General features: G+C 64.3%; 19 protein-coding genes. 15 read left to right on the forward strand and 4 right to left on the reverse strand.

Going from position 1 to position 26,405, the window contains the following annotated elements; genetic code table 11:
- Nucleotides 1-39: 39 nt before the first annotated feature.
- Nucleotides 40-1,518, reverse strand: a complete 1,479-nt coding sequence (nusA, locus tag ACG0Z6_RS08600) for a transcription termination factor NusA (RefSeq protein ID WP_394460410.1) — start codon at nt 1,516-1,518, stop codon at nt 40-42.
- Nucleotides 1,515-2,180: a ribosome maturation factor RimP gene (gene rimP / locus ACG0Z6_RS08605; protein ID WP_394460412.1), complete on the reverse strand. Its 666-nt coding sequence runs from the start codon at nt 2,178-2,180 to the stop codon at nt 1,515-1,517. Before rimP ends, nusA begins: the two co-directional genes overlap by 4 nt.
- A 232-nt stretch (nt 2,181-2,412) precedes the next feature.
- Here rimP and fabI point away from each other — a divergent pair, with 232 nt between their 5' ends.
- The 7 genes from fabI (at nt 2,413) to gtfA (ending at nt 12,483) form a co-directional block, all read left to right on the forward strand.
- Nucleotides 2,413-3,201, forward strand: coding sequence for an enoyl-ACP reductase FabI (gene fabI / locus ACG0Z6_RS08610; RefSeq protein WP_394460413.1), 789 nt, complete (start codon nt 2,413-2,415; stop codon nt 3,199-3,201).
- Nucleotides 3,202-3,252: 51 nt separating this feature from the next.
- Nucleotides 3,253-5,067, forward strand: coding sequence for a glutamine--tRNA ligase/YqeY domain fusion protein (locus ACG0Z6_RS08615; RefSeq protein WP_394460414.1), 1,815 nt, complete (start codon nt 3,253-3,255; stop codon nt 5,065-5,067).
- Nucleotides 5,068-5,082: 15 nt separating this feature from the next.
- A complete protein-coding gene (locus ACG0Z6_RS08620) occupies nt 5,083-6,132 on the forward strand; it encodes a LacI family DNA-binding transcriptional regulator (RefSeq protein ID WP_394460416.1) in 1,050 nt (349 codons plus the stop codon).
- Nucleotides 6,133-6,426: 294 nt separating this feature from the next.
- A complete protein-coding gene (locus ACG0Z6_RS08625) occupies nt 6,427-8,676 on the forward strand; it encodes a TonB-dependent siderophore receptor (RefSeq protein ID WP_394460418.1) in 2,250 nt (749 codons plus the stop codon).
- A gap of 8 nt (nt 8,677-8,684) precedes the next feature.
- Nucleotides 8,685-9,662 (forward strand): PfkB family carbohydrate kinase, encoded by a 978-nt coding sequence (locus ACG0Z6_RS08630; protein ID WP_394460420.1) that lies wholly within the window; start codon nt 8,685-8,687, stop codon nt 9,660-9,662.
- On the forward strand, nt 9,659-10,996 hold the full coding sequence (locus ACG0Z6_RS08635) for an MFS transporter (protein WP_394460422.1): 1,338 nt from the start codon (nt 9,659-9,661) through the stop codon (nt 10,994-10,996). The genes ACG0Z6_RS08630 and ACG0Z6_RS08635 overlap by 4 nt, the downstream gene beginning before the upstream one ends.
- On the forward strand, nt 10,993-12,483 hold the full coding sequence (gtfA, locus tag ACG0Z6_RS08640) for a sucrose phosphorylase (RefSeq protein WP_394460424.1): 1,491 nt from the start codon (nt 10,993-10,995) through the stop codon (nt 12,481-12,483). The genes ACG0Z6_RS08635 and gtfA overlap by 4 nt, the downstream gene beginning before the upstream one ends.
- Nucleotides 12,484-12,509: 26 nt before the next feature.
- On the opposite strand, the gene dbpA is transcribed toward gtfA, so the two are convergent.
- Complete coding sequence (gene dbpA / locus ACG0Z6_RS08645) at nt 12,510-13,934, reverse strand: ATP-dependent RNA helicase DbpA (RefSeq protein WP_394460426.1); 1,425 nt, start codon at nt 13,932-13,934, stop codon at nt 12,510-12,512.
- A gap of 186 nt (nt 13,935-14,120) precedes the next feature.
- Between dbpA and ACG0Z6_RS08650 the strand changes: the two genes are divergently transcribed.
- The 8 genes from ACG0Z6_RS08650 to ACG0Z6_RS08685 all read left to right on the forward strand — a co-directional run bounded on the left by ACG0Z6_RS08650 (nt 14,121) and on the right by ACG0Z6_RS08685 (nt 25,212).
- Nucleotides 14,121-15,422 (forward strand): efflux RND transporter periplasmic adaptor subunit, encoded by a 1,302-nt coding sequence (locus ACG0Z6_RS08650; protein ID WP_394460428.1) that lies wholly within the window; start codon nt 14,121-14,123, stop codon nt 15,420-15,422.
- A 12-nt stretch (nt 15,423-15,434) separates the two neighbouring features.
- Nucleotides 15,435-16,139: an ABC transporter ATP-binding protein gene (locus tag ACG0Z6_RS08655; RefSeq protein ID WP_394460430.1), complete on the forward strand. Its 705-nt coding sequence runs from the start codon at nt 15,435-15,437 to the stop codon at nt 16,137-16,139.
- Nucleotides 16,140-16,147: 8 nt separating this feature from the next.
- Complete coding sequence (locus ACG0Z6_RS08660) at nt 16,148-17,452, forward strand: ABC transporter permease (RefSeq protein WP_394460431.1); 1,305 nt, start codon at nt 16,148-16,150, stop codon at nt 17,450-17,452.
- Between the two features lie 11 nt (nt 17,453-17,463).
- On the forward strand, nt 17,464-18,690 hold the full coding sequence (locus tag ACG0Z6_RS08665; RefSeq protein WP_394460433.1) for an ABC transporter permease: 1,227 nt from the start codon (nt 17,464-17,466) through the stop codon (nt 18,688-18,690).
- A 16-nt stretch (nt 18,691-18,706) separates the two neighbouring features.
- Nucleotides 18,707-20,059: a sigma-54-dependent transcriptional regulator gene (locus ACG0Z6_RS08670; RefSeq protein WP_394460435.1), complete on the forward strand. Its 1,353-nt coding sequence runs from the start codon at nt 18,707-18,709 to the stop codon at nt 20,057-20,059.
- Nucleotides 20,059-21,432: a sensor histidine kinase gene (locus ACG0Z6_RS08675; protein ID WP_394460437.1), complete on the forward strand. Its 1,374-nt coding sequence runs from the start codon at nt 20,059-20,061 to the stop codon at nt 21,430-21,432. Before ACG0Z6_RS08670 ends, ACG0Z6_RS08675 begins: the two co-directional genes overlap by 1 nt.
- Before the next feature lie 252 nt (nt 21,433-21,684).
- Nucleotides 21,685-22,419 carry a transposase gene (locus ACG0Z6_RS08680; RefSeq protein ID WP_394460439.1) on the forward strand — a complete coding sequence of 245 codons (735 nt, stop codon included), beginning with the start codon at nt 21,685-21,687 and terminating at the stop codon, nt 22,417-22,419.
- Nucleotides 22,420-22,524: 105 nt separating this feature from the next.
- Nucleotides 22,525-25,212, forward strand: coding sequence for a PKD domain-containing protein (locus ACG0Z6_RS08685; protein ID WP_394460441.1), 2,688 nt, complete (start codon nt 22,525-22,527; stop codon nt 25,210-25,212).
- A gap of 220 nt (nt 25,213-25,432) precedes the next feature.
- On the opposite strand, the gene ACG0Z6_RS08690 is transcribed toward ACG0Z6_RS08685, so the two are convergent.
- Nucleotides 25,433-26,395: a succinylglutamate desuccinylase/aspartoacylase family protein gene (locus ACG0Z6_RS08690; RefSeq protein WP_394460443.1), complete on the reverse strand. Its 963-nt coding sequence runs from the start codon at nt 26,393-26,395 to the stop codon at nt 25,433-25,435.
- Nucleotides 26,396-26,405: the final 10 nt, after the last annotated feature.

The raw sequence follows: 26,405 nt of genomic DNA on the forward strand, positions 1-26,405 counted from the left end.
CGATGCTGTGATCTGGTTCTTGAGGGGGTGGCGCGAGGTTTAAGCGTTGAACCAGTGCTCGCGTGCCTTCAGAATCAAAGCACGTGCTGCCGCCTCGTCCAACCCCGCAATCTCAATGAGCTCGTCGACAGCCAGATCAGCCAAGTCGTCGCGGGTATGGATATCACCTTCAGCCAGCTTGCCCAGCAAGTCTGGCGTCATTCCTTCCATGTCGCGCAGGTCTTGCGACACTTCTTCCACCTTTTCTTCGCGGGCGATTTCCATGGTCAGCAGCGCATCCTTGGCACGGTTGCGCAGCTCAGCCACGGTATCTTCGTCGAAGGCTTCAATTTCCAGCATTTCCTGCATGGGCACATAGGCCACTTCTTCCAGGCTGGTGAAACCTTCGCCGATGAGGATGTCAGCGACTTCCTCGTCCACGTCAAGCTTCTCGATAAAGAGCTTGCGCACGGACTCGCTTTCTTGGGCCTGCTTGGCGGCCGATTCCTCGGCCGTCATGATGTTGATTTTCCAGCCCGTCAGCTCGGACGCCAAGCGTACGTTCTGACCGCCACGCCCGATGGCGATGGCCAAATTCTCTTCGTCCACCACCACATCCATGGCGTGGCGTTCTTCTTCCACCACGATGGACTGCACATTGGCCGGAGCCAGTGCGCCGATGACGAACTGTGCGGGGTCCTCAGACCACAGCACGATGTCCACGCGCTCGCCTGCGAGCTCGTTGGTCACGCCGTTGACACGCGAACCACGCACACCCACGCAGGTGCCGATGGGGTCCACGCGCTTGTCGTGCGAGAGCACGGCAATCTTGGCGCGGCTGCCCGGGTCACGCGCACAGCTCTTGATCTCGAGCAGGCCTTGTTCGATTTCCGGCACTTCCTGTGCGAACAGCTCTTTCATGAACTCGGGCGAGGAGCGCGAGAGCATGATTTGCGGGCCACGTTGGGTGGGGTCCACGCCCAGGATGACAGCGCGCACGCGGTCGCCGCTGCGCAGGTTTTCCTTGGGGATCATCTCGTTGCGACGCAGGCGCGCTTCGATGCGGCCGGACTCAGCAATGATGTCGCCCTTGTCCAGGCGCTTGACCGTACCCAGGAAGATGCGCTCGCCGCGCGACATGAAGTCGTTGAGCAACTGCTCGCGCTCGGCATCGCGAATCTTTTGCAGGATCACCTGCTTGGCAGCTTGCGCGCCAATGCGGCCGATGGGCACGGACTCGATGCCTTCTTCGATGTGGTCATCCACTTCGATGTCGGCAATCTGTTCCTGCGCTTCGAACAGCAGAATTTCGGAGTCGGGGTTTTGCAGACCCGCCTCGTTGGGCACCACGTGCCAACGACGGAAAGTCTCGTACTCGCCGGTATCGCGGTCGATGGCCACGCGAATATCCACTTCACCCTGATAGAGCTTTTTGGTTGCCGAGGCCAGCGCTGCTTCAACAGCACCAAACACCACGTCGCGCTCTACGCTTTTCTCACGCGAGATAGCTTCCACCAGCAACAACAGTTCGCGATTCATTGCTCGAGACCTCCATCAACCTTGTCATTCGCTGCTTTGGCAGGCAGCTCTTGGTCCTGCCGGGACTTGGCATTGCTCTTTTTCTTCGAGACTTTCGAAGACTTGGCCGCCTTGTCCTTGTTCTTGGCAGCAGCCTTGTCGGCCGCTCCACGCTTGAAATCGATCACGGGCACGAGCTTGGCGCTGCGCACCTCGTCGAGCTGGAAGTCCAGCGCTTGGTCTTGCTTGCCGTCGTTGAACGTCAGCCGCCAAGCACTTGCTGCCCCAGCCTCAGGCGCTGCTGCAGCCTCACCCTCTGCCGAGGGTTGAGCGCCAAGCACGCCTTTGTATTTTTTACGGCCCAAAAACGCTTCACGCAGCGTGACTTCGATTTCGAAGCCACAAAACCTGGCGTAATCACCGGCGTGATTGAGCGGCCGATCCAGGCCCGGCGTGGAAACTTCCAGGCGCTCGTAATCGCAGGCCTCAACTTCCAGCACGTACTGGAGTTGGCGCGTCACGCGCTCACAGTCTTCGACATTGACTGGAGCCGACAAATCAGGCTCCGCCACCCAGGGCTTGTCAATAAACACGCGCAGCAAGCCGCCGGCGCTGCGCTCGCAGCCCACCAGCTCATAACCCAGACCTGTGACGGTCTTTTCAACCACGGCTTGCCAATTCATTCGTACGCTTTGTCGTCCAACCTGTGTCGCCGCGGGCCCTCTTAAGAAACCCCAGCAAACTTGTAAATGCAAAAAAAATGGGCTGGATGAATCCGCCCACGTTCACTTTTTTAGCGAAGTCGGCATTCTATCGTGCAAATCAGGCCCGGGCAAGACAAGCCATGCACACAGGCCACGGCGTGCGAAAATCTGCGCCACTCTTCTCTATAGAACCGAAATTGCTGGAGTACACATGGGTTTTCTTGCTGGAAAGCGTTTGCTGATCACGGGCGTTCTGTCCAACCGTTCCATCTCCTACGGCATTGCCAAGGCCTGCCACGCTCAGGGCGCCGAGCTGGCCTTCAGCTATGTGGGTGAGCGCTTCAAAGAGCGCATCACCGAGTTCGCGGCGGAGTTCAATTCCACGCTGGTGTTTGATTGCGACGTTGGCAGCGACGAGCAAATCGAGCGCATGTTTGCGGAGCTGGGCGAGCACTGGCCGGAGTTCGACGGCTTTGTGCACTCCATCGGCTTTGCGCCGCGTGAAGCCATTGCCGGGCAGTTCCTGGACGGCCTGACGCGCGAGAACTTCCGCATCGCCCACGACATTTCGGCCTACAGCTTCCCCGCCATGGCCAAGGCTGCCGTGAGCCGCCTGCGCCCGGGTGCCTCGCTGCTGACGCTGTCCTACCTGGGTGCGGACCGCTTTGTACCCAACTACAACACCATGGGCTTGGCCAAGGCTTCGTTGGAAGCCAGCGTGCGCTATCTGGCCTATGACCTGGGTGCCAAGGGTATGCGCGTCAACGGCATTTCTGCGGGCCCCATCAAGACACTGGCCGCCTCGGGCATCAAGGACTTTGGCAAGCTGCTCAAGCGCTTTGCCGACAACTCGCCCATCCGCCGCAACGTCACCATCGAAGACGTGGGCAATACCGCTGCCTTCTTGTTCTCAGACCTGGCCAGCGGCATCAGCTCGGAAATCATCTACGTCGACGGCGGCTTCAGCCACGTGGCCCTGGCCGATTTGGCCGACTCCTGATCCCTGCCGCCTCCGGCCCGCCCCTGGCTCTCCCCCTTTGCACGCGCATTCATGTCTGAACAAAACTCCAAAGTGACCGACGCTGCTGCTGACGCCCTCAAGCCCAATAACTTTTTGCGCACCATCATCGAGCGCGACTTGGAGCAAGGCCTGGGTGGCGAACGCCGCTGGGCGGGCCAGCCCGGCGATGCAGCGGCCCATGCCGCCGCACCGCTGGACGCGGCCAAAATCCGCACCCGCTTTCCGCCCGAGCCCAACGGCTATTTGCACATCGGCCACGCCAAGAGCATTTGCCTGAACTTCGGACTGGCGCGCGACTACGGCGGCGAGTGCCACCTGCGCTTTGACGACACCAATCCGGAAAAAGAAGAGCAGGAATATGTGGACGCCATCAAGGAGATGGTGGCGTGGCTGGGCTGGCGCTGGGACGTCAAACAAGACCACAGCACGGGCAGCAACCTCTACTACGCCAGCAACTACTTCGACTTCATGTACCGCGCGGCCGAGTACCTGATCGAAGCCGGCCTGGCCTATGTGGACGAGCAAACGCCCGAGGACATGCGCGCCAACCGCGGCGACTTCACCACGCCGGGCACGAACAGCCCGTTTCGTGATCGCACGCCGGCCGAAAACTTGGCGCGCTTTCGCGAGATGCGCGACGGCACCCACGCTGACGGCGCCATGGTGTTGCGGGCCAAGATCGACATGGCCAGCCCCAACATCAATATGCGCGACCCGGCGCTCTACCGCATCCGCCGCGCCCACCACCACAACACCGGCGACAAGTGGTGCATCTACCCGATGTACACCTACGCCCACCCGATTGAAGACGCGCTGGAGCGCATCACGCACTCCATCTGCACGCTGGAATTTGAAGACCAGCGCCCCTTCTACGACTGGCTGCTGGCGCGCCTGGCCGAAGGCGGTTTGCTCGCGCAACCGCTGCCGCACCAATACGAGTTCGGCCGCTTGAACCTCAGCTATGTGGTGACCAGCAAGCGCAAGCTGCGCCAACTGGTGGAAGAAGGCCATGTGCAGAGCTGGGACGACCCCCGCATGCCCACCCTGGTGGGCATGCGCCGACGCGGCTACACGCCGCAGAGCATTCGTGCCATGGTGGAGTCCACCGGCGTGACCAAGCAAAACGCCTGGATCGACTACTCGGTGCTGGACGGCTGCCTGCGCGCCGATCTGGAGGGGCAGGCCCCGCGCGCCATGGCCGTGATTGAGCCCCTCAAGCTCAAGCTCACCAACTACGCCGAGGTCTTTGGCAGCCTGGAGCACCGCGACCCCTGCAGCGCCCCAGCCCACCCGCACCACGCCGAGCTGGGCCAACGCAGCTTCTCCTTCGGGCCCGAGCTGTGGATTGAGCGCGAGGACTTTCTGGAAGTGCCCGTCAAGGGCTATCAGCGCCTCTTCCCCGGCAACAAGGTGCGGCTCAAAGCCGGCCATGTGGTGGAGTGCACGGGCTGCGAGAAAAACGAGGCCGGTGCGATCACCGCCGTGCTGGCCACCGTGGTGCCCGACACCAAGAGCGGCACGCCGGGGGCGGACGCCATCAAGGTCAAGGGCGTGATCACCTGGGTGGCCGCGCACGAAGCCGTGCCCGTGGAGTTCCGCCTCTACGACCGCCTCTTCACCGTGCCCCAACCCGGCGCGGGCGAGGCCGATTTCCTCACCGAAATCAACCCCCAGTCCCTGCGCATCACGCAAGGCTTTGTGGAGCCCTCGCTCAAGAGTGTCAGCCCTGAGGCGCGCTTCCAGTTCGAGCGCCACGGCTACTTCGTGGCCGACCGCGTGGACCACCGCGCCGAAGCGCCGGTGTTCAACAAAATCACCGGGCTGCGCGACGGCTGGGGCAAGTAAGCCGCACGCCGCACCATGGCCCGCACCGAGCCCACCGACAAAGGCCGTGAACAGCAGCGTCGGCTGCAGATGGCCGACATCGCCCGCCTGGCGGGGGTGTCGGTGTCCACGGTCTCGCGGGCGCTCAGCGGCAGCAGCCTGGTCAATGAGCAGACGCGCCAGCGCGTGGCCGAACTGGCGCGCTCACTGAACTACGCGGTCAACCTGGGCGCGCAAAACCTGCGCCTGCAGAAGAACCGCACGGTGGCCGTGGTCGTGCCTTACGAGGCGGGTTCGCGCCAACACATCTCGGACCCCTTCTTCCTGTCCATCGTGGGCGCCATCGCCGATGCGCTGACCGATCTGGGCATGGACATGCTGCTCTCGCGCGTGGACGCCGAGCACCTCGGGCAAGCCGCGCAGGTGCTGGACAGCGGCAAGGCCTCGGGCCTGCTGGTGATTGGCCAATGGCGGCACCACGACCAACTCAACGCCCTGGCCGCGCGCCGCCTGCCGGTGGTGGTGTGGGGCGCGCAACTGCCCCAGCAGCTCTACTGCAGTGTGGGCGGGGACAACCGCCTGGGCGGACGCCTGGCCGCACAACACCTGCTGCAACTGGGGCGGCGCCAGATTGCATTTTTGGGCGATGCGGCCCTGCCCGAAGTGCTGCACCGGCGCGACGGCTACTGGGAAGCCCTGCGTGAAGCTGGCCTGCAGCCAGCGCCCGAGCTGGAGCTGGCCGCGCCTTTTGAGGTGAGCTTTGCGCAGCAAACCCTCGAGCGCTTTTTGCGCCAGCACCCGCAGATTGACGCCGTGCTGGCCTGCTCCGACCTGCTGGCGCTGCAGGCCATTCAGGTGCTGCGCAGCCTGGGGCGGCGCGTGCCCGAAGACGTGGCCGTGACCGGCTACGACGACATTCCCCTGGCCGCCTACTGCGACCCACCCCTGAGCAGCGTGCACCAACCCGTGGCCGAAGCCGGCGCGGTGCTGGTGCGCACGCTGCTGCAGCTCATGGACGGCCACAGCGTCGTCCCGCAAACCCTGCCCGTTCACCTGGTGCTGCGCGCCAGCGCGCCCGCAGGCTAATGCCCCCGTCTGTCAAAGCCGCTGCGGCGGCTTCGTGCGTGGGATTGCAAACATTTGCAATCAAGATCTGACCCAGGCCAGATCACTGTCAATTTTTGCCGACAAAATGCGGTGGCATTGGTGCAAACCCGGCTTTGCAATCGTTTGCATACAAGACGATCGAGGTGCAGAATTCGGCCATGCGCACAGTCAGGTGCGTATGAAGCAGTTTCGGGACACCCACTTTGCTCTGCCGCACCGGCGCCAAGCCCGGCACCACGGCAGCACCGAACCACCGCCGCTGGAGACAAGACCATGCAACTTCGCCCCTCCCCGCTGATGCTCGCTTTGGCTGTGGCCTTCGCGCCTGCACTGGGCCATGCCCAATCCACCGACAGCACCGACACCAAGGCCAGCAGCGCCGACAGCCTCAAGCTGGACCAAGTCTTGGTCACGGGCAGCTCCACCAAGACCACGCGCATGAAGCAGAGCTTGTCGGTGAGCACGCTCGACAGCGAGCAAATCAGCCGCAGCGGCGCCACCAGCGCGGCTGAGCTGTTGCGCAGCATCCCCGGCGTGCGCTCGGAATCCTCCGGTGGCGAGGGCAATGCCAACATCACGCTGCGCGGCGTGCCGCTGTCCGCTGGCGGCTCGCGCTACGTGCAGCTGCAAGAAGACGGCCTGCCCATCTTGCTGTTTGGCGACATTGCCTTTGGCACGGCCGACCAGTTCCTGCGCGCTGACGCCAGCGTGCAGCGCCTGGAAGTGGTGCGCGGCGGCTCGGCCTCCACCATGGCGAGCAACTCCCCCGGCGGGGTGGTGAACTTCATCAGCCGCACGGGCCAAGAACCCGGGGGCTCCGTGGCCCTGAGCGCTGGGCTGGACAAGCGCCTGTGGCGCGCCGACCTGGCCTATGGCGGCAAGCTCGGCACGGGCACCAGCTTTTTCATTGGCGGCTTTGGCCGCAGCGGCGAAGGCGGCCGCCCCACAGGCCTGACGCTGGAGAGCGGCGGCCAGATCAAAGCCAACCTCACCCAGAAATTCAATGGCGGCTATGTGCGCGTGAGCCTCAAGGCCCTGGACGACACCACGCCCTCCTTCATGCCTGTGCCCGTGCGCGTCAGCCAAGGGCAGATCCAAACCCTGCCCGGCGTGGACCCGCGCAGCGCCTTCTTCATCAAGAACAACTTCGGCAGCGACCCCTTCTTTGCCCGCGACGGCAGCACCCAAGCCACCAACCCGCGCGATGGCCTGCATGTGCGCAGCACCGCCATTGGCCTGGAAGGCGCCTACCAGATCAACGACAGCCTCAGCATCGAAGACCGCTTGCGCAAGGCCAGCAACAGCGGCCGCTTCATGGCGCTGTTCCCTGCGGACAACGGCAAGAACGGCAGCCAGTCCTACTTCACCGGCACGCTGTTCAACACCTCGCTCGACAGCCTGGACAACCTCTTCAACGACCTCAAGCTCACACAGCGCCTCAAGCTCGGCGACGGCCAGGCGCAGCTCGTGGGCGGGCTGTTCTACGGCAAGCAAACCGTGGCTCAAACCTGGTTCTGGAATCAATACAACCTCAGCTTTGCCAACGGCCAGCTGCTGGACGCGGCCGGCCAAGCCAGCCAAGCGCCCATCGCCAGAGGCTGGACCACCTGGGGTGGCTGCTGCACGCGCAGCTTCGATGTGGACTACACCCAGACCTCGCCCTACGCCGCGGCCACCTGGGAGTCGGGCCCGCTGAACCTGGATCTGAGTGTGCGGCGCGACCACCAAAGCGCCAGCGGCGCCACGCTGTCGGGCGACAACACCGCCCAGAAATGGGACCCCGCCAGCCGCAAGGTGGTGGACTACAGCGTCAGCCACACCTCCTACTCGGTGGGCGTGAACTACGCCTTGAACAAAAACCTGGCCCTGTTCGGACGCCACAGCAACGGCGTGGCCTTCAGCGCCGACCGGCTGCTCTACGGCAACCCCTTGGATGGCAGCGTGCCCATTGCCGTCAACGAAATCGACCAGACCGAGCTGGGCCTGAAGTGGCGCGACGCCAAAGGCCTGAGCCTTTTTGGCACGCTCTTTGCCGCCCGCACGCGTGAGAGCAATTACGAAGTCACCAGCCGCCAGTTCACCGCCAACAGCTACCGCGCACAGGGCTTGGAACTTGAAGCGGCCTACGCTGCCGGCCCCTGGCGCCTGGCCGGTGGGGCCACGCTCACGCATGCACGCATCAGCGCAGCCAACGACGCCACCTTGGTGGACAAACAGCCGCGCCGCCAAGCCAAGTTCACCTGGCAACTCTCGCCCAGCTACAGCTGGGGCGATGTGGAGCTGGGGCTGGGCCTGATCGGCTCGGGCAAGTCCTATGGTGACGATGCCAACACCATCACCATGAAGGGCTACACGGTGGTCAATGCATTCGCCAACTACCAGATCAACGACAAGACCCAGCTCTCGATCTCGGCCAACAACGCCTTCAATGCGCTGGCCTACACCGAGATTGAAGGCGACGGCCATGCCGCGCGCGCGCTCAACGGCCGCACGCTGCGCCTGGGTCTGAAGTACGAGTTCTGAGCCCCACCGTGACCACCCCAGCGTGCCCCGCCCCGCAGCCCCCAGCCGTCTTGCTGGTGGGCGAGGCCTTGGTGGACGAGTTCGCCGAGGGCCCGGTGGCAGGCGGTGCGCCGCTGAACGTGGCGCGCTCGCTCAAGGCCCTGGGCCTTGAGGCCGTGCTGGCTTCGCGCCTCAACCCCGCCGATGCCGCTGGGCAAAACGTGCTGCGCAGCATGCGCCACTTCAGCCTGGCCGAGCACGGTTTGCAGCATGACGACACCCACCCCACCGGGCGGGTCAGCGTGTGGGAAGACGGCCAGGGCAGCCACCGCTTTGAGATCCAGCCCAACAGCGCCTGGGACCACCTCGAGGCCGCACCGCTGCTGGCGCTGGCCCAGACCACGGCGCCCGCGCTGCTGTACTTTGGCAGCCTGGCACAGCGCAGCAAGGGTTCACGCCAGGCCATGGGCGAGCTGCTGGCCCACGCCAGCGCCTCGGGCTGCACCCGCTATCTGGACCTGAACCTGCGTGCCGGTGCCAGCAATGCCGAGCTCACCCAGCACTGCCTGCGCCACGCCAGCTGGCTCAAGGTCAACGACGAAGAACTGGCGCAGCTGCTGCGCTGGTTTGCGCCGGACTTTGCCCAAGACCTGCCGCTGCAGGGCCAGGCCCAGGCGCTGCAGCCCGCAGTGGCTGCGCTGCTGCGGCACTTTGCGCTGGAGCGCCTGGTGCTGACGCGCGGTGCGCTGGGCTACGCGGCCTTCGACGCGCAGGCGCAGCTCATCGCCGCAGGCCCCGCAGCCCCCCTGCCCACCCTGGTGGACACCGTGGGCGCGGGCGACGCTTTCAGTGCCATGCTGCTGGCGGCGCTGCTGCGCGGCCACAGCTGGCCGCGCGCCCTGGCCCTGGCCAATGGCATGGCTGCGGCCCTGTGCGGCCAGCGCGGCCCTGTGCCTGCGCACCTGGGCTTCTACACCCCCTGGGCTGCAGCCCTGGAGCAGACATGAACACCAGCGTCAAACCCAGGCTCAGCCTGATGCAGATCGTGAACATGAACGTCGGCTTTCTCGGCATTCAGTTCAGCTTCGGGCTGCAGCAAAGCAATATGAGCCCCATCTACCAGTACCTGGGCGCGAACGAGGCCAGCCTGCCGCTGCTGTGGTTGGCCGGGCCCGTCACGGGCTTGCTGGTGCAGCCGCTGGTGGGCGCGTTCAGCGACCGCACCGTCACGCGCTGGGGTCGGCGCACGCCCTACTTCATGATCGGCGCGCTCCTGTGCAGCCTGGGCCTGCTGCTCATGCCCATGAGCCCCACGCTATGGTTTGCTGCCGCGCTGCTGTGGATGCTGGACGCGGCCAACAACGTCACCATGGAGCCCTACCGCGCGTATGTGAGCGACCGGCTCGATGAAGCCCAGCACGCGCAGGGCTTTTTGACGCAAAGCGCCTTCACCGGGCTGGCGCAGACGCTGGCCTACCTCACCCCCTCCATCATGGTGTGGCTGGGCATGAACCGCGATGCCGTGGCGCACAACAACATCCCGCTGACAACCGTGACCGCCTTTGGCGTGGGCGCCTTGCTGTCCTTCAGCACGGTGTGGTGGTCCATACGCCGCGTGCCCGAGCTGCCGCTGCCGCCCGCGCAAGCACAGGCCCTGGCACGCCAACCCAAAGGCCTCAAGGCCGCGCTGCTGGAGATTGCCTCGGCCCTGCGCGAAATGCCTCAGACCATGCGCCAGCTCTGGTGGATGAAGCTGTTCCAGTGGTACGCCATGATGTGCTACTGGATCTACATCGTGCCCTGCCTGGCGCAAACCCTCTTCAACACGCACGACCCCCAGTCCGCTGGCTTTCGCGAGGCCGGGCTGCTGAATGGGCAGATTGGCGGCTTCTACAACTTTGTGGCCTTTGTGGGTGCGCTGGCGCTGCTGCCGCTGACGCGCCGCTTTGGCCCGCGCCTGGTGCACGCGGCCTGCCTGGCGCTGGCCGGTGTGTCGCTGTGGTGGCTGCCCGCTATTCAAGACCGCGCCCTGCTCTTCGTGCCCATGCTGGGCCTGGGCCTGGCCTGGGGCAGCATCATGGGCAACCCCTATGTGCTGCTGGCCGGCTGCATTCCGCCCGAGCGCGCCGGGGTCTATATGGGCATCTTCAATATGTTCATCGTGATCCCCATGCTGATCCAGATGCTGACGCTGCCGCTGATCTACCGCTCGCTGCTGGGCTCGGACCCCGCGCAGGTGATCCGCCTGGCGGGCGTGCTGCTGCTGCTGGCCGCGGTGGCGGTGCTGCGCGTGCGCAGCCAGCCTCGCGCCACGACCCTCCCCACCGCTCCCGCGCCATGAAAAACGCTGTACAGCTCATCACCTACGTCGACCGCTTCGGTGGTGGCGACCTCAAAGCCCTGCGCCAACGCCTGTGTCAGGGCCAGAACAACCCGCTGCGCCAGGCCTTTGGGGGCGTGCACCTGCTGCCCTTTTTCTACCCCATCGACGGCGCCGACGCGGGCTTTGACCCGATAGACCACACCCAGGTGGACCCGCGCCTGGGCGACTGGCAGGACGTGCACGCGCTGGGGCAGGAGGTGGACTTGATGGCCGATGTCATCGTCAACCACATCTCGGCCGATTCACCGCAGTTCCAGGACTACTCCGAGCACGGCCAGGCCTCGCGCTACGAGGGCATGTTTCTCACGCTGGACGCCGTCTTCCCCGGCGGCGCCAGCGAGCAGCAACTGCTGGCCGTCTACCGCCCGCGCCCTGGCCTGCCGCTGCGCTACACCACGCTGAAAAACGGCAGCAAGCGCATTCTCTGGAGCACCTTCACGCCCCAGCAGCTGGACATCAATGTGCAGCACCCCGAAGGGCAGGCCTACCTCAACGGCATCTTGCAGCGTTTTGCGCAGGCCGGCATTCGCATGATCCGCCTGGACGCGGCGGGCTACGCCATCAAAAAAGCTGGGCAGTCCTGCTTCATGATGCCCGAGACCTTTGACTTCATCACCGACTTCAGCGCCCGCGCCCGCGCCCTGGGCATGGAGGTGCTGGTGGAGATCCACAGCTACTACCAGCGCCAGATCGAAATCGCCCGCCAGGTGGATTGGGTCTACGACTTTGCGCTGCCGCCGCTGGCCCTGCACGCCTTTCACTTCCACACCGCGCAGCCGCTCAAGCGCTGGATTGGCATGCGCCCGCACAACGCGCTGACGGTGCTGGACACGCACGACGGCATTGGCATCATCGACATCGGCGCCGACGCCGCCGACCGCCAGGGCTCACCGGGCCTGGTGCCACCGCAGGAACTCGACGCGCTGGTGGAGCACATCCACAACGCCAGCCAAGGCCAGAGCCGCCTGGCCACGGGCGTGGCCGCCTCCAACCTCGACCTCTACCAAGTCAACTGCACCTTCTTGGACGCCCTGGGCGGCGACGCGCAGCGCTACTTGCTGGCGCGGGCGCTGCAGTTCTTCCTGCCCGGCGTGCCCCAGGTCTATTACGTGGGCCTGCTCGGTGGCAGGAACGACATGGCGCTATTGGCGCAAAGCCAAGTCGGGCGTGACATCAACCGCCACCGCTACAGCCCCGCCGAAATCGACACCGCGCTGGCCACGCCCATGGTGCAGCAGCTGCTGCAACTCATCCGCCTGCGCAACGAGCACCCGGCTTTCAACGGCCAGTTCACGCTGCTGGACAGCCCCGATGAACAGCTGCGGCTGCAGTGGCAAAACGGCCCTCACCAGGCCCGCTTTGATGTGGACTTCGAAAGCCTAGCGCACAGCCTGAGCTTCACCCAGCCCGACGCGCCGCCGCTCAGCCTGCAGTTGGGCGGCTGAGCGCGCGCCCAAGCCCTGCTGCCTGCTCAGTCCCCCTCACCCGCCACCAAATCCGCCAGGCGCCGCACCTTGACTTTGCGGCCTTTGAGCTTGCTGGCGCTGAGGCGCTGCACCACCTCGCGGGCCAGGCTGCGCGTCACCGCGACATAGCTGTGGAAGTCGGTGACGTTGATCTTGCCGACGTCTTTGGCATCAAACCCCGCCTCGCCCGTGAGGGCGCCCAGGATGTCGCCGGGGCGGATTTTGTCTTTGCGCCCGCCCAGGATTTGCAGCGTGTCCATGGCCGGCTGCAGCGCGCCGCCCGCCGTGGGTGTGAGGGTGTCCAGCGGCGCCCACTGAAACTCGCGGCCCATGAGCTGCTCGATGCGGCCTACGCGGCCCATTTCGTCCAGGCTCGCCAGGCTCAGCGCCAGGCCCGTGGCCCCCGCGCGCCCGGTGCGGCCAATGCGGTGCACGTGTTGCTCCACATCGGCTGAGATGTCCACATTGATGACGCACTCCAGCTGCGCGATGTCGAGGCCGCGCGCGGCCACATCCGTGGCCACCAGCACCGAGCAACTGCCGTTGGCGAACTGGATCAGCACCTGGTCGCGCTCGCGCTGCTCCAAGTCACCGTGCAAGGCCAGTGCCACCAGGCCTTGGCCGTTGAGCACATCCACCACATCGCGGCATTGCTGCTTGGTGTTGCAAAACGCCAGCGTGCTGGCCGGGCGGAAATGCGCCAGCGCCAGCGCCACGGCGTGCAGCCGCTCGGTCTCGCTCACCTCGTAGGCAATCTGGCGAATCTGCGCCTGCGCTGCGGCCTGGGCCGTGGCCACCTTGACCTCGCGCGGCTCGCGCAGGAACTGGCGGCTCAGGTTGGCAATGCCCTCGGGGTAGGTGGCCGAGAACAGCAGGGTCTGGCGGTTCTTGGGCGCGCGCTTGACCACGGCGGCGATGTCGTCCACAAAGCCCATGTCCAGCATGCGGTCGGCTTCGTCCAGCACCAGGGTGTTGAGGGCGTCGAGCACCAAGGTGCCACGGTCCAGGTGGTCCAGCAGCCGCCCCGGCGTGCCCACCACGATGTGAGCGCCGTAGGCCAGGCTCTCCACCTGCGGCTTCATGGGCGAGCCGCCGGTCAGCGTCAGCACCTTGATGTTGTCCGCCGCGCGCGCCAGGCGGCGCAGCTCCTGCGTCACCTGATCGGCCAGCTCGCGCGTGGGGCACAGCACCAGCGCCTGCACCTGCTGCCGTGCAGCGTCCAGGCGGTGCAGCAGCGCCAGCGCAAAAGTGGCCGTCTTGCCGCTGCCGGTCTGGGCCTGGGCAATCAGGTCATGGCCCTGCAGCGCCAGGGGCAGCGCTGCGGCTTGGATGGGGGTCATCCGCGTGTAGCCCAGCTGTGAGAGGTTGGCCTGCATGGCCTCAGACAGCGGCAGGCGGGCGAAGGATTGGGCGTCGGGCGTATCAGTCATTACGGGATTATCCCAGTGCCCCTCCCCACCGGGGCGTCTTTTGGCGCGGCGGGGCTGTCCGCACCGTGGCCGCGCCGTGTCCGCGGACAACCCTGCGGGCCCACGCGGTAGCGCTAAGGCCTTGATGGCAAAGGCCAGCGCTCACCACAGCGGGCCTGGCACGGCGCTTGCAAGAGAGACAACACCATGAGTCCTGCACCCGCCATGATCCCCGACACCTCAGGCCAAGACCGCGCACTCCCGCCCGCACTGGCGCGGCGGCAGCGCTGGCGCCGTGTGGCTGGGATCGCGGCATTGCTGGCAGGCCTGGGCCTGGCCTTGTACTGGACCTTGCCATTGCTGCGCGAGGCTGTGGGCGCGCCGCGCTCAGTCAGCCTGCAGCGCCTGAGCCTGGCAGCCGTAGGCTACGGGCCCTTCACGCGCGACATTGCTGGCGACGGCAAGGTGGTGGCCAGCAACAGCCCCACGGTGTATGCCAGCAGCGCGGGCACGGTCATGCTCCAAGTCAAAGCGGGCGACCACGTTCAGCGGGGGCAGGTGCTGGGCCTGATTGACAGCCCTGAGCTGCGCGCGCGCCTGGCGCAGGAACAAAGCCAGGCCGAGGGCCTGCGCACCGAGCTGGCACGGGCGCAAGTGGAAGCGCGCCAGCAGCAGGCCAGCCTGCGCAGCACGCTGGAGAGCGCCGAGGTTGACCTGCAAACCGCGCGCAACGACGTGCAGCGCTACACCCAGGCCTATGAGGCGGGCGCCGTGGCCCGCATGCAGATGGACCGTGCCCACGACGCCCTGAGCAAAGCCAGCATCGCTCAGACCCATGCGCAAGAAGGCCAACAGCTCAAAGCCGAGGCGCTGAAGTTCGAGCTGCAATCGCGCCAGCAAGCTCTGCAGCGCCAGCTGCTGCGCGTGCAGGAGCTGCAGCGCCAGGTGCAGGAGCTGGCGCTGCGCTCACCCGTGCAAGGCCAAGTGGGGCAGCTGCTGGTGGCTGAGCGCGCCAATGTGCCAGCCAATGCGCCCGTGCTCACCGTGGTGGATCTCAGCGCGCTGGAGGTGCAGATGCAGGTGGCCGAGAGCTATGCGCGCGAGCTGCAACCGGGCATGCCCGGTGAGATCAGCGTCAACGGCCAGCTCTGGCGCGGCAAGGTCAGCGCCATCTCGCCCGAAGTCGTCAACGGCGAAGTGGCCGCACGGCTGCGCTTTGACGGGCCCCTGCCGCAGCAGCTGCGTCAAAACCAGCGCCTGGGCGTGCGCGTGTTGCTGGAGCAGCGCGCGCGCGCATTGACGGTGGCGCGCGGCAGCTTTCTTGAAGAGGGCGGCGGCCGCCAAGCCTATGTGGTGCAAGACCGTGTCGCGCTCAAGCGCGCGGTGCGCCTGGGCGCGCAAAGCCTGACACAGATCGAAGTGCTGGAGGGCCTGACTGCGGGCGAGCAGGTGGTGATCTCCGGCAGCCAAGCCTTCAACGGCGCCGAGCGCGTCACCCTCAGTCCCTGATTGGAAAAACCCATGCTGCAAATGAAATCGCTGTGCAAGATCTACCGCACGGCCTTGATCGAAACCCATGCGCTGCGCCACTTCAATCTTGAGGTGCAAGCGGGTGAATTCGTCGCCATCACCGGCCCTTCGGGATCGGGCAAAAGCACTTTCTTGACCATTGCCGGTTTGCTCGAGGCCTTTGAGGACGGGCAGTACTTGCTTGATGGGCAGGACGTCAGCCGCTTGAGCGACGCCCAGCGCTCGCGCCTGCGCAACGAGAAGATTGGCTTCATCTTCCAAGCCTTCAACCTCATCCCTGACCTGAACGTGCTGGACAACATTGAGGTGCCGCTGCGCTACCGAGGCCTGGGCCGCGAGGAGCGCCAGCGCCGTGCCCGCGAGGCCCTGGCGCGCGTGGGCCTGGCTGCGCGCGAACGGCACTACCCAGCGGAACTCTCGGGGGGGCAACAGCAGCGCGTGGCCATTGCCCGCGCCCTGGCCGGCAGCCCGCGCCTGCTGCTGGCCGACGAACCCACCGGCAACCTCGACAGCCATATGGCGCGCAGCGTCATGGACCTGTTGGAGGCCTTGCACCGCGAGGGCGCGACCATCGTCATGGTCACGCACGACCTTGGGCTGGCCGCGCGCGCGCAGCGCCACGTCCACGTGATGGACGGCCAGGCCGTGGACCCGGCCAACAGCCTGCACAGCCACCCGCTGCCCGCCCACGCCTGAGCCCCGCCATGCTTCAACACTACCTGGTCTTGAGCTGGCGCAGCCTGCGCCAGCATCCCGCACTCAGCGCGCTGATCATGCTGACGCTGGCCATCGGCATGGCCGCGTGCATGACCACGCTGACGCTGTTTCAGGCGCTCAGCGGCGACCCCATCCCGCACAAAAGCGCACGCCTGTTCAACGTGCAGCTGGACTCTGGCTCCGCCACCGACTGGCGCAGCGGCCAACCCCCGACCTTGCAGCTCACACGCTTCGACGGCGAGGCCCTGCTGCGCGAGGCGCGGGGCGTTCATCAGGTGCTCATGAGCGGTGGCGGCAGCTACGTGACCCCAACCGAAGCTCCGGCTCAGCCGCCCTTCTATCAACGTACGCGCTACGCCAGCGCAGACTTCTTTGCCATGTTTGAGGCCCCCTTTCTCCACGGCCAGGGTTGGGGGGCTGAACAGGACCAAGCTCAGGCCCGTGTAGCGGTGATTTCCTCAGACCTGAACCAGCGCCTGTTCGGCGGCGCCGACAGCCGTGGCAAAACACTGCGGCTGGGGCAGCACGACTTCACCATCAGCGGCGTGCTGCAGCCCTGGCGCCCCACGCCCCACTACTTTGACCTCACCCTGGGTGCCTACAACCAGCCCGCCGACATCTATATCCCCCTCAGCACCGCACTGGCACTGCGCATGAGCAGCGCAGGCAACATGCACTGCTGGGGGGATGTTGTACCGGACCGCCGCGCCCTCAACGCCCCCTGCGCCTGGCTGCAGTATTGGGTGCAGCTGGACACGCCAGAGCAAGCGCGCGCCTACCGCCAGTACCTGCATGACTACAGCCAGCACCAGCGCGAGGCCGGCCGCTTCGAGCGCCCCAGCAACCCACGCCTGTGGCCGCTGATGCAGTGGCTGCAAGTGCGTGAGGTGGTGCCCGTCGATGTGCGGCTGCAGCTGTGGCTGGCCTTTGGATTTTTGCTGGTGTGCTTGGCCAATGCAGTGGGGCTGCAACTGGCCAAATGCTTGCGCCGCAGCGGCGAGATTGGTGTGCGCCGTGCACTGGGTGCCACGCGCGGACAGGTCTTTGCCCAATTCCTGGTGGAGTCTGCCAGCCTGGGCGTGGCTGGCGGCGTGCTGGGCTTGGTGCTGACATGGTGCGGCCTAGCCTTGGTGCATATGAACCCCGAGCCCTACGCCCAACTGGCACGCATCGACACGCCCATGCTCGCCACCACCTTGGCCCTGTCGTTGCTGGCCAGTCTGCTGGCCGGCGTGCTACCGGCATGGCGCGCCAGCCAGGTGGCCCCCGCCTTGCAACTCAAAACCCAGTGAAGAAGAGCCGCATGGAAATCCGACCCATCCTGAGCAGCTTGCGCCACCACAAAACCGCAGCAGGCCTGATCGTGCTGCAAATCGCACTGACCTGCGCCATTGTGTGCAACGCCTTGTTCCTCATCAGCCAACGCGTGCAGCGCATCGACACCGACAGCGGCATGCAGGAAGACGAGGTGGTGATGCTGGCCATGAGCACCCTTGCACCGCAGCCCGATGCCCAGGCCCAGATGCGCAGCGATCTGGCCGCCCTGCGCCAAATTCCTGGCGTGCGCGCCGCAGCGCTGGCCTCACAAATCCCCTGGGGCATGGGCATGTCGATTTCCACCATCAGCACGCAGCAGGGTGAGACCAACACGCGGACGCAGCAGGCCGCGCACTACATCGCCAGCGAGGGCCTGCTGGCCACGCTGGGCCTGCAGCTGGTGCAGGGGCGCGACTTCAGGCCAGAAGAGTTCATCAGCAGCCAGGCCTTGGATGACGCGCCCAACACGCAAGTGCCAGCCATCATCATCAACCAGGGCCTGGCCAATCTGCTCTTCCCTGGCCAGTCCGCGCTGGGCCAGCAGGTGACGGTCTACAACGGATCCCCTCAGCGCGTGGTGGGTGTGGTGGCCCAATTGCCGACCCCCAGCCCGCGCGCCCGCGACAGCGCGCAAGAACCCGCCATGATCTTGCCCGTATCCCCGCAGGGTGGGGTCTACCTGCTGCGCAGCGACAAGCTGCAACGCGAGGCCGTGTTGCAAGCCGCCCGCAAAGTGCTGCTGGGCAACAGCCCGGGGCTGCCGCGTGCGGTTCGGGAACAAGCCAGCCTGCAAGAGCTGCGTCAAGACTTCTACCGCCAAGACCGCGCCATGGCCTGGCTGCTTGGGGTGGTGTGCCTGGCATTGCTGGGCGTGACGGCCTTTGGCATCGTTGGCCTGGCCAGCTTCTGGGTGCAGCAGCGCAGCCGCATGATTGGCACGCGCCGCGCCCTGGGCGCCACCCGCGCGGACATCCTGCGCTACTTCCAGCTGGAGAACCTGCTGCTCAGCACCCTGGGCATTGCCCTGGGGCTGTGCGGCGCCTTGGGGCTCAGTGCCCTGCTGGTGCAGCACTACGAGCTGCCGCGCCTGCCGTTGGCCTACCTGGGCGTGGCGGCGCTGCTGTTGTGGGCGCTGGGGCAGCTGGCCGTGTGGGCGCCCGCGCGGCGTGCCTCGCAGCTGGCGCCCATGCAGGCCATGCGCGGCCTGGCTTGATCTACAGTGCCCGCCCATGCCTAGCGTATTGATCATTGACGACCACCCCGGCGTGGGCGAAGCCCTCAGCGTGCTGCTGTCGCTGCGCGACATCCACACCCACGTGGCGTTGAGTCCTGCCGAGGGCCTGGCACTGCTGGCTCGCCAGAGCGTGGACTTGGTCATCCAGGACATGAACTTCCACGCCGACACCACCTCAGGCGAGGACGGCACGGCGCTGTTTCACGCCATTCGCGCGCAGCACCCTGACCTGCCGGTGATCCTGCTCACCGCCTGGACCGATCTGGCGCGTGCCGTGGCCCTGGTCAAGGCAGGCGCAGCCGACTACCTGGCCAAGCCCTGGGACGACGCCAAGCTTCTGACCACCGTGGAAAACCTGCTGGAGTTGGCTGACTGCAGCCGCCAGGCGCGGCGCGGCCAGCAGCAACGCCGCCAACGCCTGCAAGCCCTGGCCCAACGCTATGAGCTGCAAGGCTTGGTGTGCGCGTCGGAAGAACTGCTGCGCTGCGTGGAGCTGGCCTGCCAGGTGGCCCGCGCCAGTGCGCCGGTGCTCATCACCGGCCCCAATGGCTGCGGCAAGGAGCGCATTGCCGCCATCGTTCACGCCAACTCCGCGGTGCAGCAAGGGCCTTTTGTGGCCGTCAACTGCGGCGCGCTGCCCGCCGAACTCATAGAGGCCGAACTCTTTGGCTGCGACAGCGGGGCCTACACCGGTGCCACGCGCGCTCGCGAGGGCCGCTTTGAAGCCGCCGACGGCGGCACGCTCTTCCTCGACGAAATCGGCAACCTGCCGCTGGCCGGCCAAGTCAAGCTGCTGCGCGTGCTGGAGACTGGCAGCTTCGAGCGCCTGGGCTCCAGCCGCACGCGTCAAACCAGGGTGCGCGTGCTCAGCGCCACCAACGCCGATCTGCGCGCCCTGGTGCGCGAAGGCCGCTTTCGCGAAGACCTCTACTACCGGCTCAACGTCATCGAGATTGCCCTGCCCGCACTGGCTCAGCGCAGCGACGACATCATTCCCCTGGCCGAGCACTTCCTGGCTCGCTACACCACAGAGCGCCAAGCCGTATTGAGCGACAGCGCCCGCGCCGCGCTGCGCGCCCATGACTGGCCAGGCAATGTGCGCGAGCTCAAAAACGCCATCGAACGCGCCGCCCTGCTGGCGCACGAGGGCAGCATCAGCGCCGAGCTGCTGGCCCTGCCCATGACCAGCGCCAACCTGACCGGACGCGACCTGGACGAACCCAGCCGCGACAGCCTGCTGGCCGCGCTGGAGCAAGCCGGTGGCGTGGTGAGCAAGGCCGCCGCCGCACTGGGCCTGTCGCGCCAGGCGCTCTACCGGCGCATGCAACACCACCAGCTGGAGCGCTGATGCGCACGCCCACACTGCAGCTGCACCTGAGCCTGAGCCACCTGCTCATGGGCGCATGCGCCCTGGGCATGCATGCCGCGCTCACCCTGTGGCCCCTGCCCTGGCTGGAACAAGCCCTGGGCCTGGCGCGCTGGCCCTTCGCTGGCAGCGCAGCCGCGCTGGCCCTCACCCTGCTGCTGCTGTGGCCGCTCTCTGCCCTCATGGCCTGGTGGCACGGCGCACCGCTGGCACGCCTGCTGCGTGCGCTGCAAGGCACGGTGCTGAGATACCGCGACGGCGACTTCAGCAGCACCCTGGCCACCCACACCGCAGGCGCCTGCACCGAACTGCAAGCCCTGTTGCAAGCCCACAACGCCCTGGGCCACACCCTCAGGGAGCAGCGCCAGCAACTGGCCCAGCGCGAACTGCTGCTGGACGCCGTGGTGCAAAACACCCCTGTGGCGCTGCTGCTGCTGGACGCCCAGGACCGCGTGGCCTGGAGCAACCTTGCTGCGCGCCAGCTGCTGGGCCAAGGCCGCGCCTTGCAAGGTCTGGACTTGAACGCCGTGCAGGCCCTGTGCCCGCCCGCCCTGGCCCAAGCCCTGCAAAGCGGCAGCAACGGCCTGTTCTGCACCACCCAAGAGGGCGTGCAAGAGCACTACCACCTCTGGCAACAGCACTTTTTGCTGCTCGGCAGCCCGCATCGGCTCTACCTGCTGCGACGCATGACACGCGAACTCTCGCGCCAAGAAGTGGCCGCCTGGAAGCGCGTGATACGCACCCTCAGCCACGAGCTCAACAACTCCCTGGCGCCCATCTCATCGCTGGCGCACAGTGCCACCGAACTGCTGGCGCGCGGCCAAACCGAACGCACCGCCCAGCTGCTGGCCAGCATCGGGCAGCGCGCCACCCACCTGCACCAGTTCCTGGCCGCCTACGCGCAATTCGCCAAACTCCCCGCCCCGCAAATCCAGGCCGTGCAGTGGCAACCCTGGCTGACCCGTCTGGCTGCCTTGATGCCTTTTGACCTGCAAGGACCAGCTCCCAGCAGCCCCGGCCACTTCGACCCCGCCCAGCTGGAACAAGCCCTCATCAACCTGCTCAAAAACGCCCACGAAGCGGGCAGCCCGCCCGAACAAGTGCAGCTGCGCTTGCAGCAAGATAGCCAGCGCCTGCAGCTGTGCGTAAGTGACCGCGGCTGCGGCATGAACCCCACCGTGCTAGACCAAGCCCTGCTGCCCTTCTACTCCACCAAGCGCAGCGGCACCGGCTTGGGCCTGGCCCTGGCGCGCGAAATCGCCGAAGCCCACGGCGGCCACATCCAACTGCGCCAACGCAGCAACGGCGGCCTGAGCGTCACCATCTCGCTGCCGGCGGGGGGTGTGGCGGCTTAGCGGCAGCGGGTGGTTTTTTTGGGGGTGTCGCTAAGCCTGCTTGAAGCATTGAGCGGGTATGCCTCTACGTTGTTGAGCGGGGCCAACTACAAACTGCCACCCTCAGCTTCGGCCCGCAGGTGCTGGACCCGGCCTGACGCTCAAACAAACCGCTCCGTCTTTCGGGCCAGGTAGAACCATTCCTGACCGGCTTTGAGACCACTGCATAACTCCCCCAATGCGCTGTCGAGCTGAATGGGGTGCAATGGGTGAATGGACAGCTTCTTTCTGATGGGTGCCAAGCCCCTGGTGCAGAACTCGCCAACGATGAAGTTGCACGAGCTGCTGGATTGGGAGGAAATCGCGCACAAGCTTAAGGGGCTGTACAAGCGCGAGGCGACGCACGGTGGCGGGCCTGAGCCCTACGCGGCGCTGGCGATGTTTAAGCTGATGCTGCTGGGCCAGTGGCACGGGCTGTCGGACACGCAGCAGGAGCCCGCTGGGTCAAGAAGGGGCACAGATGCGTTCTTTGGCTACCGCAGCTACAGCGCGGTGGACACGGAGGACGGCTACATCGAACACGTCGAAGTGCACCCGGCCAACCAGGCCGAGGTGAACAAGCTGCCGGGCCTGGTGGACGCGCTCATCGAGCAAGGCATCCAGCCCGAAGGCGTGTTGGCCGACAAGGGCTACGCCAGCGCGGCCAACCGGGCGTACCTGCAAAGCAAAGGCATTGGCGACCTGATCCAGTTCAAGGGCAGCCGAGGCCAGCCGGTGCACCGGCTGCAAACGCAGATGAACAGGGCCATCGCCACGCTGCGCTACAAGGTCGAGCAAGGCTTTGGGACGCTGAAGAGAAGGTTCCACATGAGCCGAGCGCGGTACTTTGAGGTGGCCAAGACACAAGCGCAGATGGCGTGGGCGGCGCTGGGGTTGAATCTGCTCAAGGCGATGAGGAAGCTGCAAGGCGGACGGCTGCAGCCGTGTGCCGGGAGTAGTCCGTCCTGAGGGCCCCCAGGGGCCCGAAAAGGGGCTCAAACCGCGTCAAAGCGGACCCAAAACGCGGGTTTTGTTCCGCAATATGGAATTTGCAGTGAAGGCACCGATTCAGCCATGCAATCGGATGAGTTGTGCAGCAGTCTCGCCATAAAAAGACGGGGTCGTGCGAGATCTAATATTTGGTTGTATTTACATCAAAATTGTGACGAGGAACATATGAAGAGGTTGACAAATGTATTTATCCATTTTTGCGTCATTTTTTCCGCACTGGTATTGACTGCATGCGGAGGAGGAGGCAGCGGCAGCTCTCCGGAGCCGTCGAGTCCTTCAACTTCAACCCCGACGCCATTAGGGCCCCAGTCTCTCAGCACGAATAACAAAGATTTTGTTCAAGGCCAAGCCTTGCAATTCAGTGTCACAGGCATTGGTTCTCAATTGACTTATCAATGGGATTTTGGCGACGGGCAACAGTTCAGCGGCGGCCCCATGGCTACACATACATTCCAAAAGCCTGGCGACTACACCATCAATGTGCTGATCAGAGACGGTGACGGAAAAACCACGAACGCGACACTTCAGCTAACGGTGATGACACCGACACCATATCCACCAGATTACTCAACTTCGAGCAGGTATTCCGTACCACAGCTCAAGAACTCAATTATAAAATTTAACAGGCCCACCAGCACATTTGAATCCGATTACACATATTCCTGGGATTTTGGAGACGGGAACAAGAGCTTGGGGTCGACAGCGCAACACAGCTTCAATTCCAGTGGTGATTTTACAGTGACATTAACGCTTACCGACCGCTACAAACGGACGACCTCCACTTCTCAAAAGCTCAGAATTTCCGACGTTGAATTAATGCCTTTGCTCAGCCCATTGGGTGGCCCAGGCTCACAGAACGCTGGCCTATTATCACGTTTCAGAAGTCCTACTGGGGTGGCTGTGGCCGCAGATGGCGACGTTTTTGTCGCGGACTCAGGCAACAATGTCATTCGCCGCATTGCTCGGAATGGGGAAATTAGCGATTTCGCCGGGACATCTGGATTTCCTGGAGGGCAAGACGGCACCGGCGTAAATTCCAGGTTCAACAGATTGCAGAAAATAGCTTTTGACAGTCAAGGCAACTTGTACGTCATCGACAGAGGCATTGGATTACGAAAAATAACACCGCAGGCTGAGGTCAGCACAATTTTGCGCAATGACTATTCAGCACCAGCGGTAGACGGGCCTGTGGAAACTGCCAATTTGCGCTCACCGCAAGCACTGGCGGTAGACAAGGCAGGGGCAATTTATCTGTCCGACGGTGCGAGCGTGCGCCTACTGAAAGATGGCCGGCTCACCACTGTGGCGGGCAATCAAGACGAAGTAGGGAGGCAAGACGGACCTGCATTGCAAGCGCGCTTCGGCTATATCGCTGGACTGGCACTCGACGCCAATGGTCAACTATTCATCAACGATTACTGTCCGGGGGTGCGTAAGCTCTCCACCGACGGTGTTGTCTCTACCGTAGTCGAATTCGAAAATAGCTTTGGTAACGGTAGATGTATACCTTCGAAGGGAGGCGATGAGACGGGTGACTTGATTGTCAAAGCAGACGGGTCAATATTTTTTACAAAAATGTTAAGAACCGACGTTCAAGTAATCAAACCGGGGGGAGTGACAAGCACATTCAGTGGTCATCCATATAGTTACGGGGCCGTAGATGGACCGTCGTCCATCAACAGATTTGCAGCTCCAAATAGTCTAGCGCTGGATGCTGCAGGTCAACTCCTTGTTACAGATACCAGAAGCCACACCATTCGCCGCCTCAAGGCCGATGGATTCAGCCAGACCATTGGGGGTAGCTCCCCCTTCGACCTAGGCAACTACTATAACGCCCCACTTTACGGTCCAAAAATTTTCCGAACAGGCCAAATGGCCAGGGCCGCAAATGGTGACATCTATTTCGGCAGCTACAATGCCATTTTGGTACTACCCTACGGAAGTACTGATTTGCGTGTTTTCGCAGGCAACCAAGATGAATCAGATCGACGAGATGGTTCATTATCTAACGCACGATTTGAAGGCGTAGATGGCGTAATTTTCGACAGCAAATCCAATCTCTATGTGGCTGACAATAGAACCATTCGCAAAATCACACCCGACGGACAAGTCACGACCATTGTGAGCCCTAGCCCGACCGGCGTGGCGCGTGATGGGCAAGGTATTGGGTCTGATGCATACGCTTGCAAGCGGCTTGCCATTGACGCGGCTGACAATCTCTACGCTGTCTGTGGCTACTCAAGATTGATAAAGGTCAGCCCACAAGGCATGGTCACCACCCTCGTTGGCGCCCCAAAAGATAGCACACAGAAATACGATCTCCATTCACTTGTCATCGGCAAGGATCAAAAAATCTATTTCAGCACAAGCAGTGGCATAGAGATCGTAGACCAAGACGGAAAACGAACACCATGGGTTGGAAATAACCCTACACCGTACACCAACCATGGTGATGGTATTGGCAAAGAAGCCAACATTGGTGGCAGTTTTGAAATGACGGTCGATGGTGATGGAAATATCTGGATACTCGATGTATCCAGCCCGATCAAACGCCTCAGAATAATTGACCAGAATGCCCGAGTTGAAACGCGTTTAGAAATGGCACCATTGCGATTGGAAATAGGGCTTATCAAACAATATTATGAATTTGAATTAAACTTCACAAACCTACTGATCAATCCAGACGGCGTGGTCTACTTCGCTGCAGAAAATGCAATTTGGCGCATGAATAAGTTGCCTCCAGCCCCATGAGCTTCACTGACTCCAGCACCAAGTTTTTGGAACTTGAGAATACAGAAATGCCTCGCATAGCATATTCAGCGGCCACCAACAGACGATGAGCACCGAGCGAATCTGTGCCACATCCTCCGGGCGCATGGGAACCGAGCGCACCACCAACGAGCAAGCCGTCAGCAGAGGCATCAAGACAAGGGCACAAGCCAGTGTGGATTTCAGTTAAGGCATGGTGGGTTCAGTTGAACCGCTCCGTCTCTCGCGCCAGGTAGAACCATTCCTGACCGGCTTTGGCTTGTGGATTGGGGAAAACAATGGCGCCGTCGCAGCTGGCGTGCACGGCTTGGCCGTTGGCACGATGGCCGATGAGTTGGCCGGTGTGTACGCGGTCGAAGCTCACCCAGGGGCGGGCGAAGTGGTCTTGGTCGTGGGCTTTGTCGAACACGGCAAAGAGGCTGAGGCCTTGCATGGATTGCACGGCCGGTGCGGGGCCCTCGATCATGCCCAGGTGGACCAGGGTGTTTTTGATGGCGCGCCAACCCACGTCGGGCGCGGCGGGGTCTTGGTGCTGGCCGCATTCCAGCGTGAGGGCCAGGCCGCCCATGGCACGCATGGCTTCGGTGGTGCCCACGCCGTAGGCTTCGTCCAGGTCGAACTGCGCGCGCTGGGCCTCGGGCAGGATGTCGGCCCAGGCACGGCGCGTGGCCACGCCCTGGGCATAGGTTTGCAGCCAACCGTCAACCGCGTGTTGCACGCCCAGCACTTTGGCCAGGGCCAGCTCGCGTTCAGCCTGGGCAAAGGGCTGCAGGGAGCCGCTGTTGTTGGGGGGGCCCACCATCACAAAGGCTTGGCCGGGGGACTGGAAGCTGTGCAGGTCCAGCAGCACCTCGTGCTGGGCCAGCAGCGGGCACAGCCAGTTGGCCACATGGTCTTCGTACTGCTGAGGCTGGGGGTTGGGGCGCAGGCGGCGGTTGAGATTGCGGTCGGCACCGCGCTGGCCCAGGGCGTAGGCGCGCGGGTTGGTGATGGGCACCAGCGTGAGGCTGCCGCGCAGCAGCTGCAGCTGGCCTTGCTCGAACTCGGCCAGCACGCGGCGTATGGCGGCGGTGCCGCAGACCTCGTTGCCATGCACAGCGCCGGTGACGATGAGGCGAGGCCCGCTGTGCGGGCTGTCCAGACGGATGGATTGAAAGTGCTGCATGCCCGGCAGT

This window comes from Roseateles rivi (assembly GCF_043555845.1).
Lineage (GTDB): Bacteria > Pseudomonadota > Gammaproteobacteria > Burkholderiales > Burkholderiaceae_C > Roseateles > Roseateles rivi.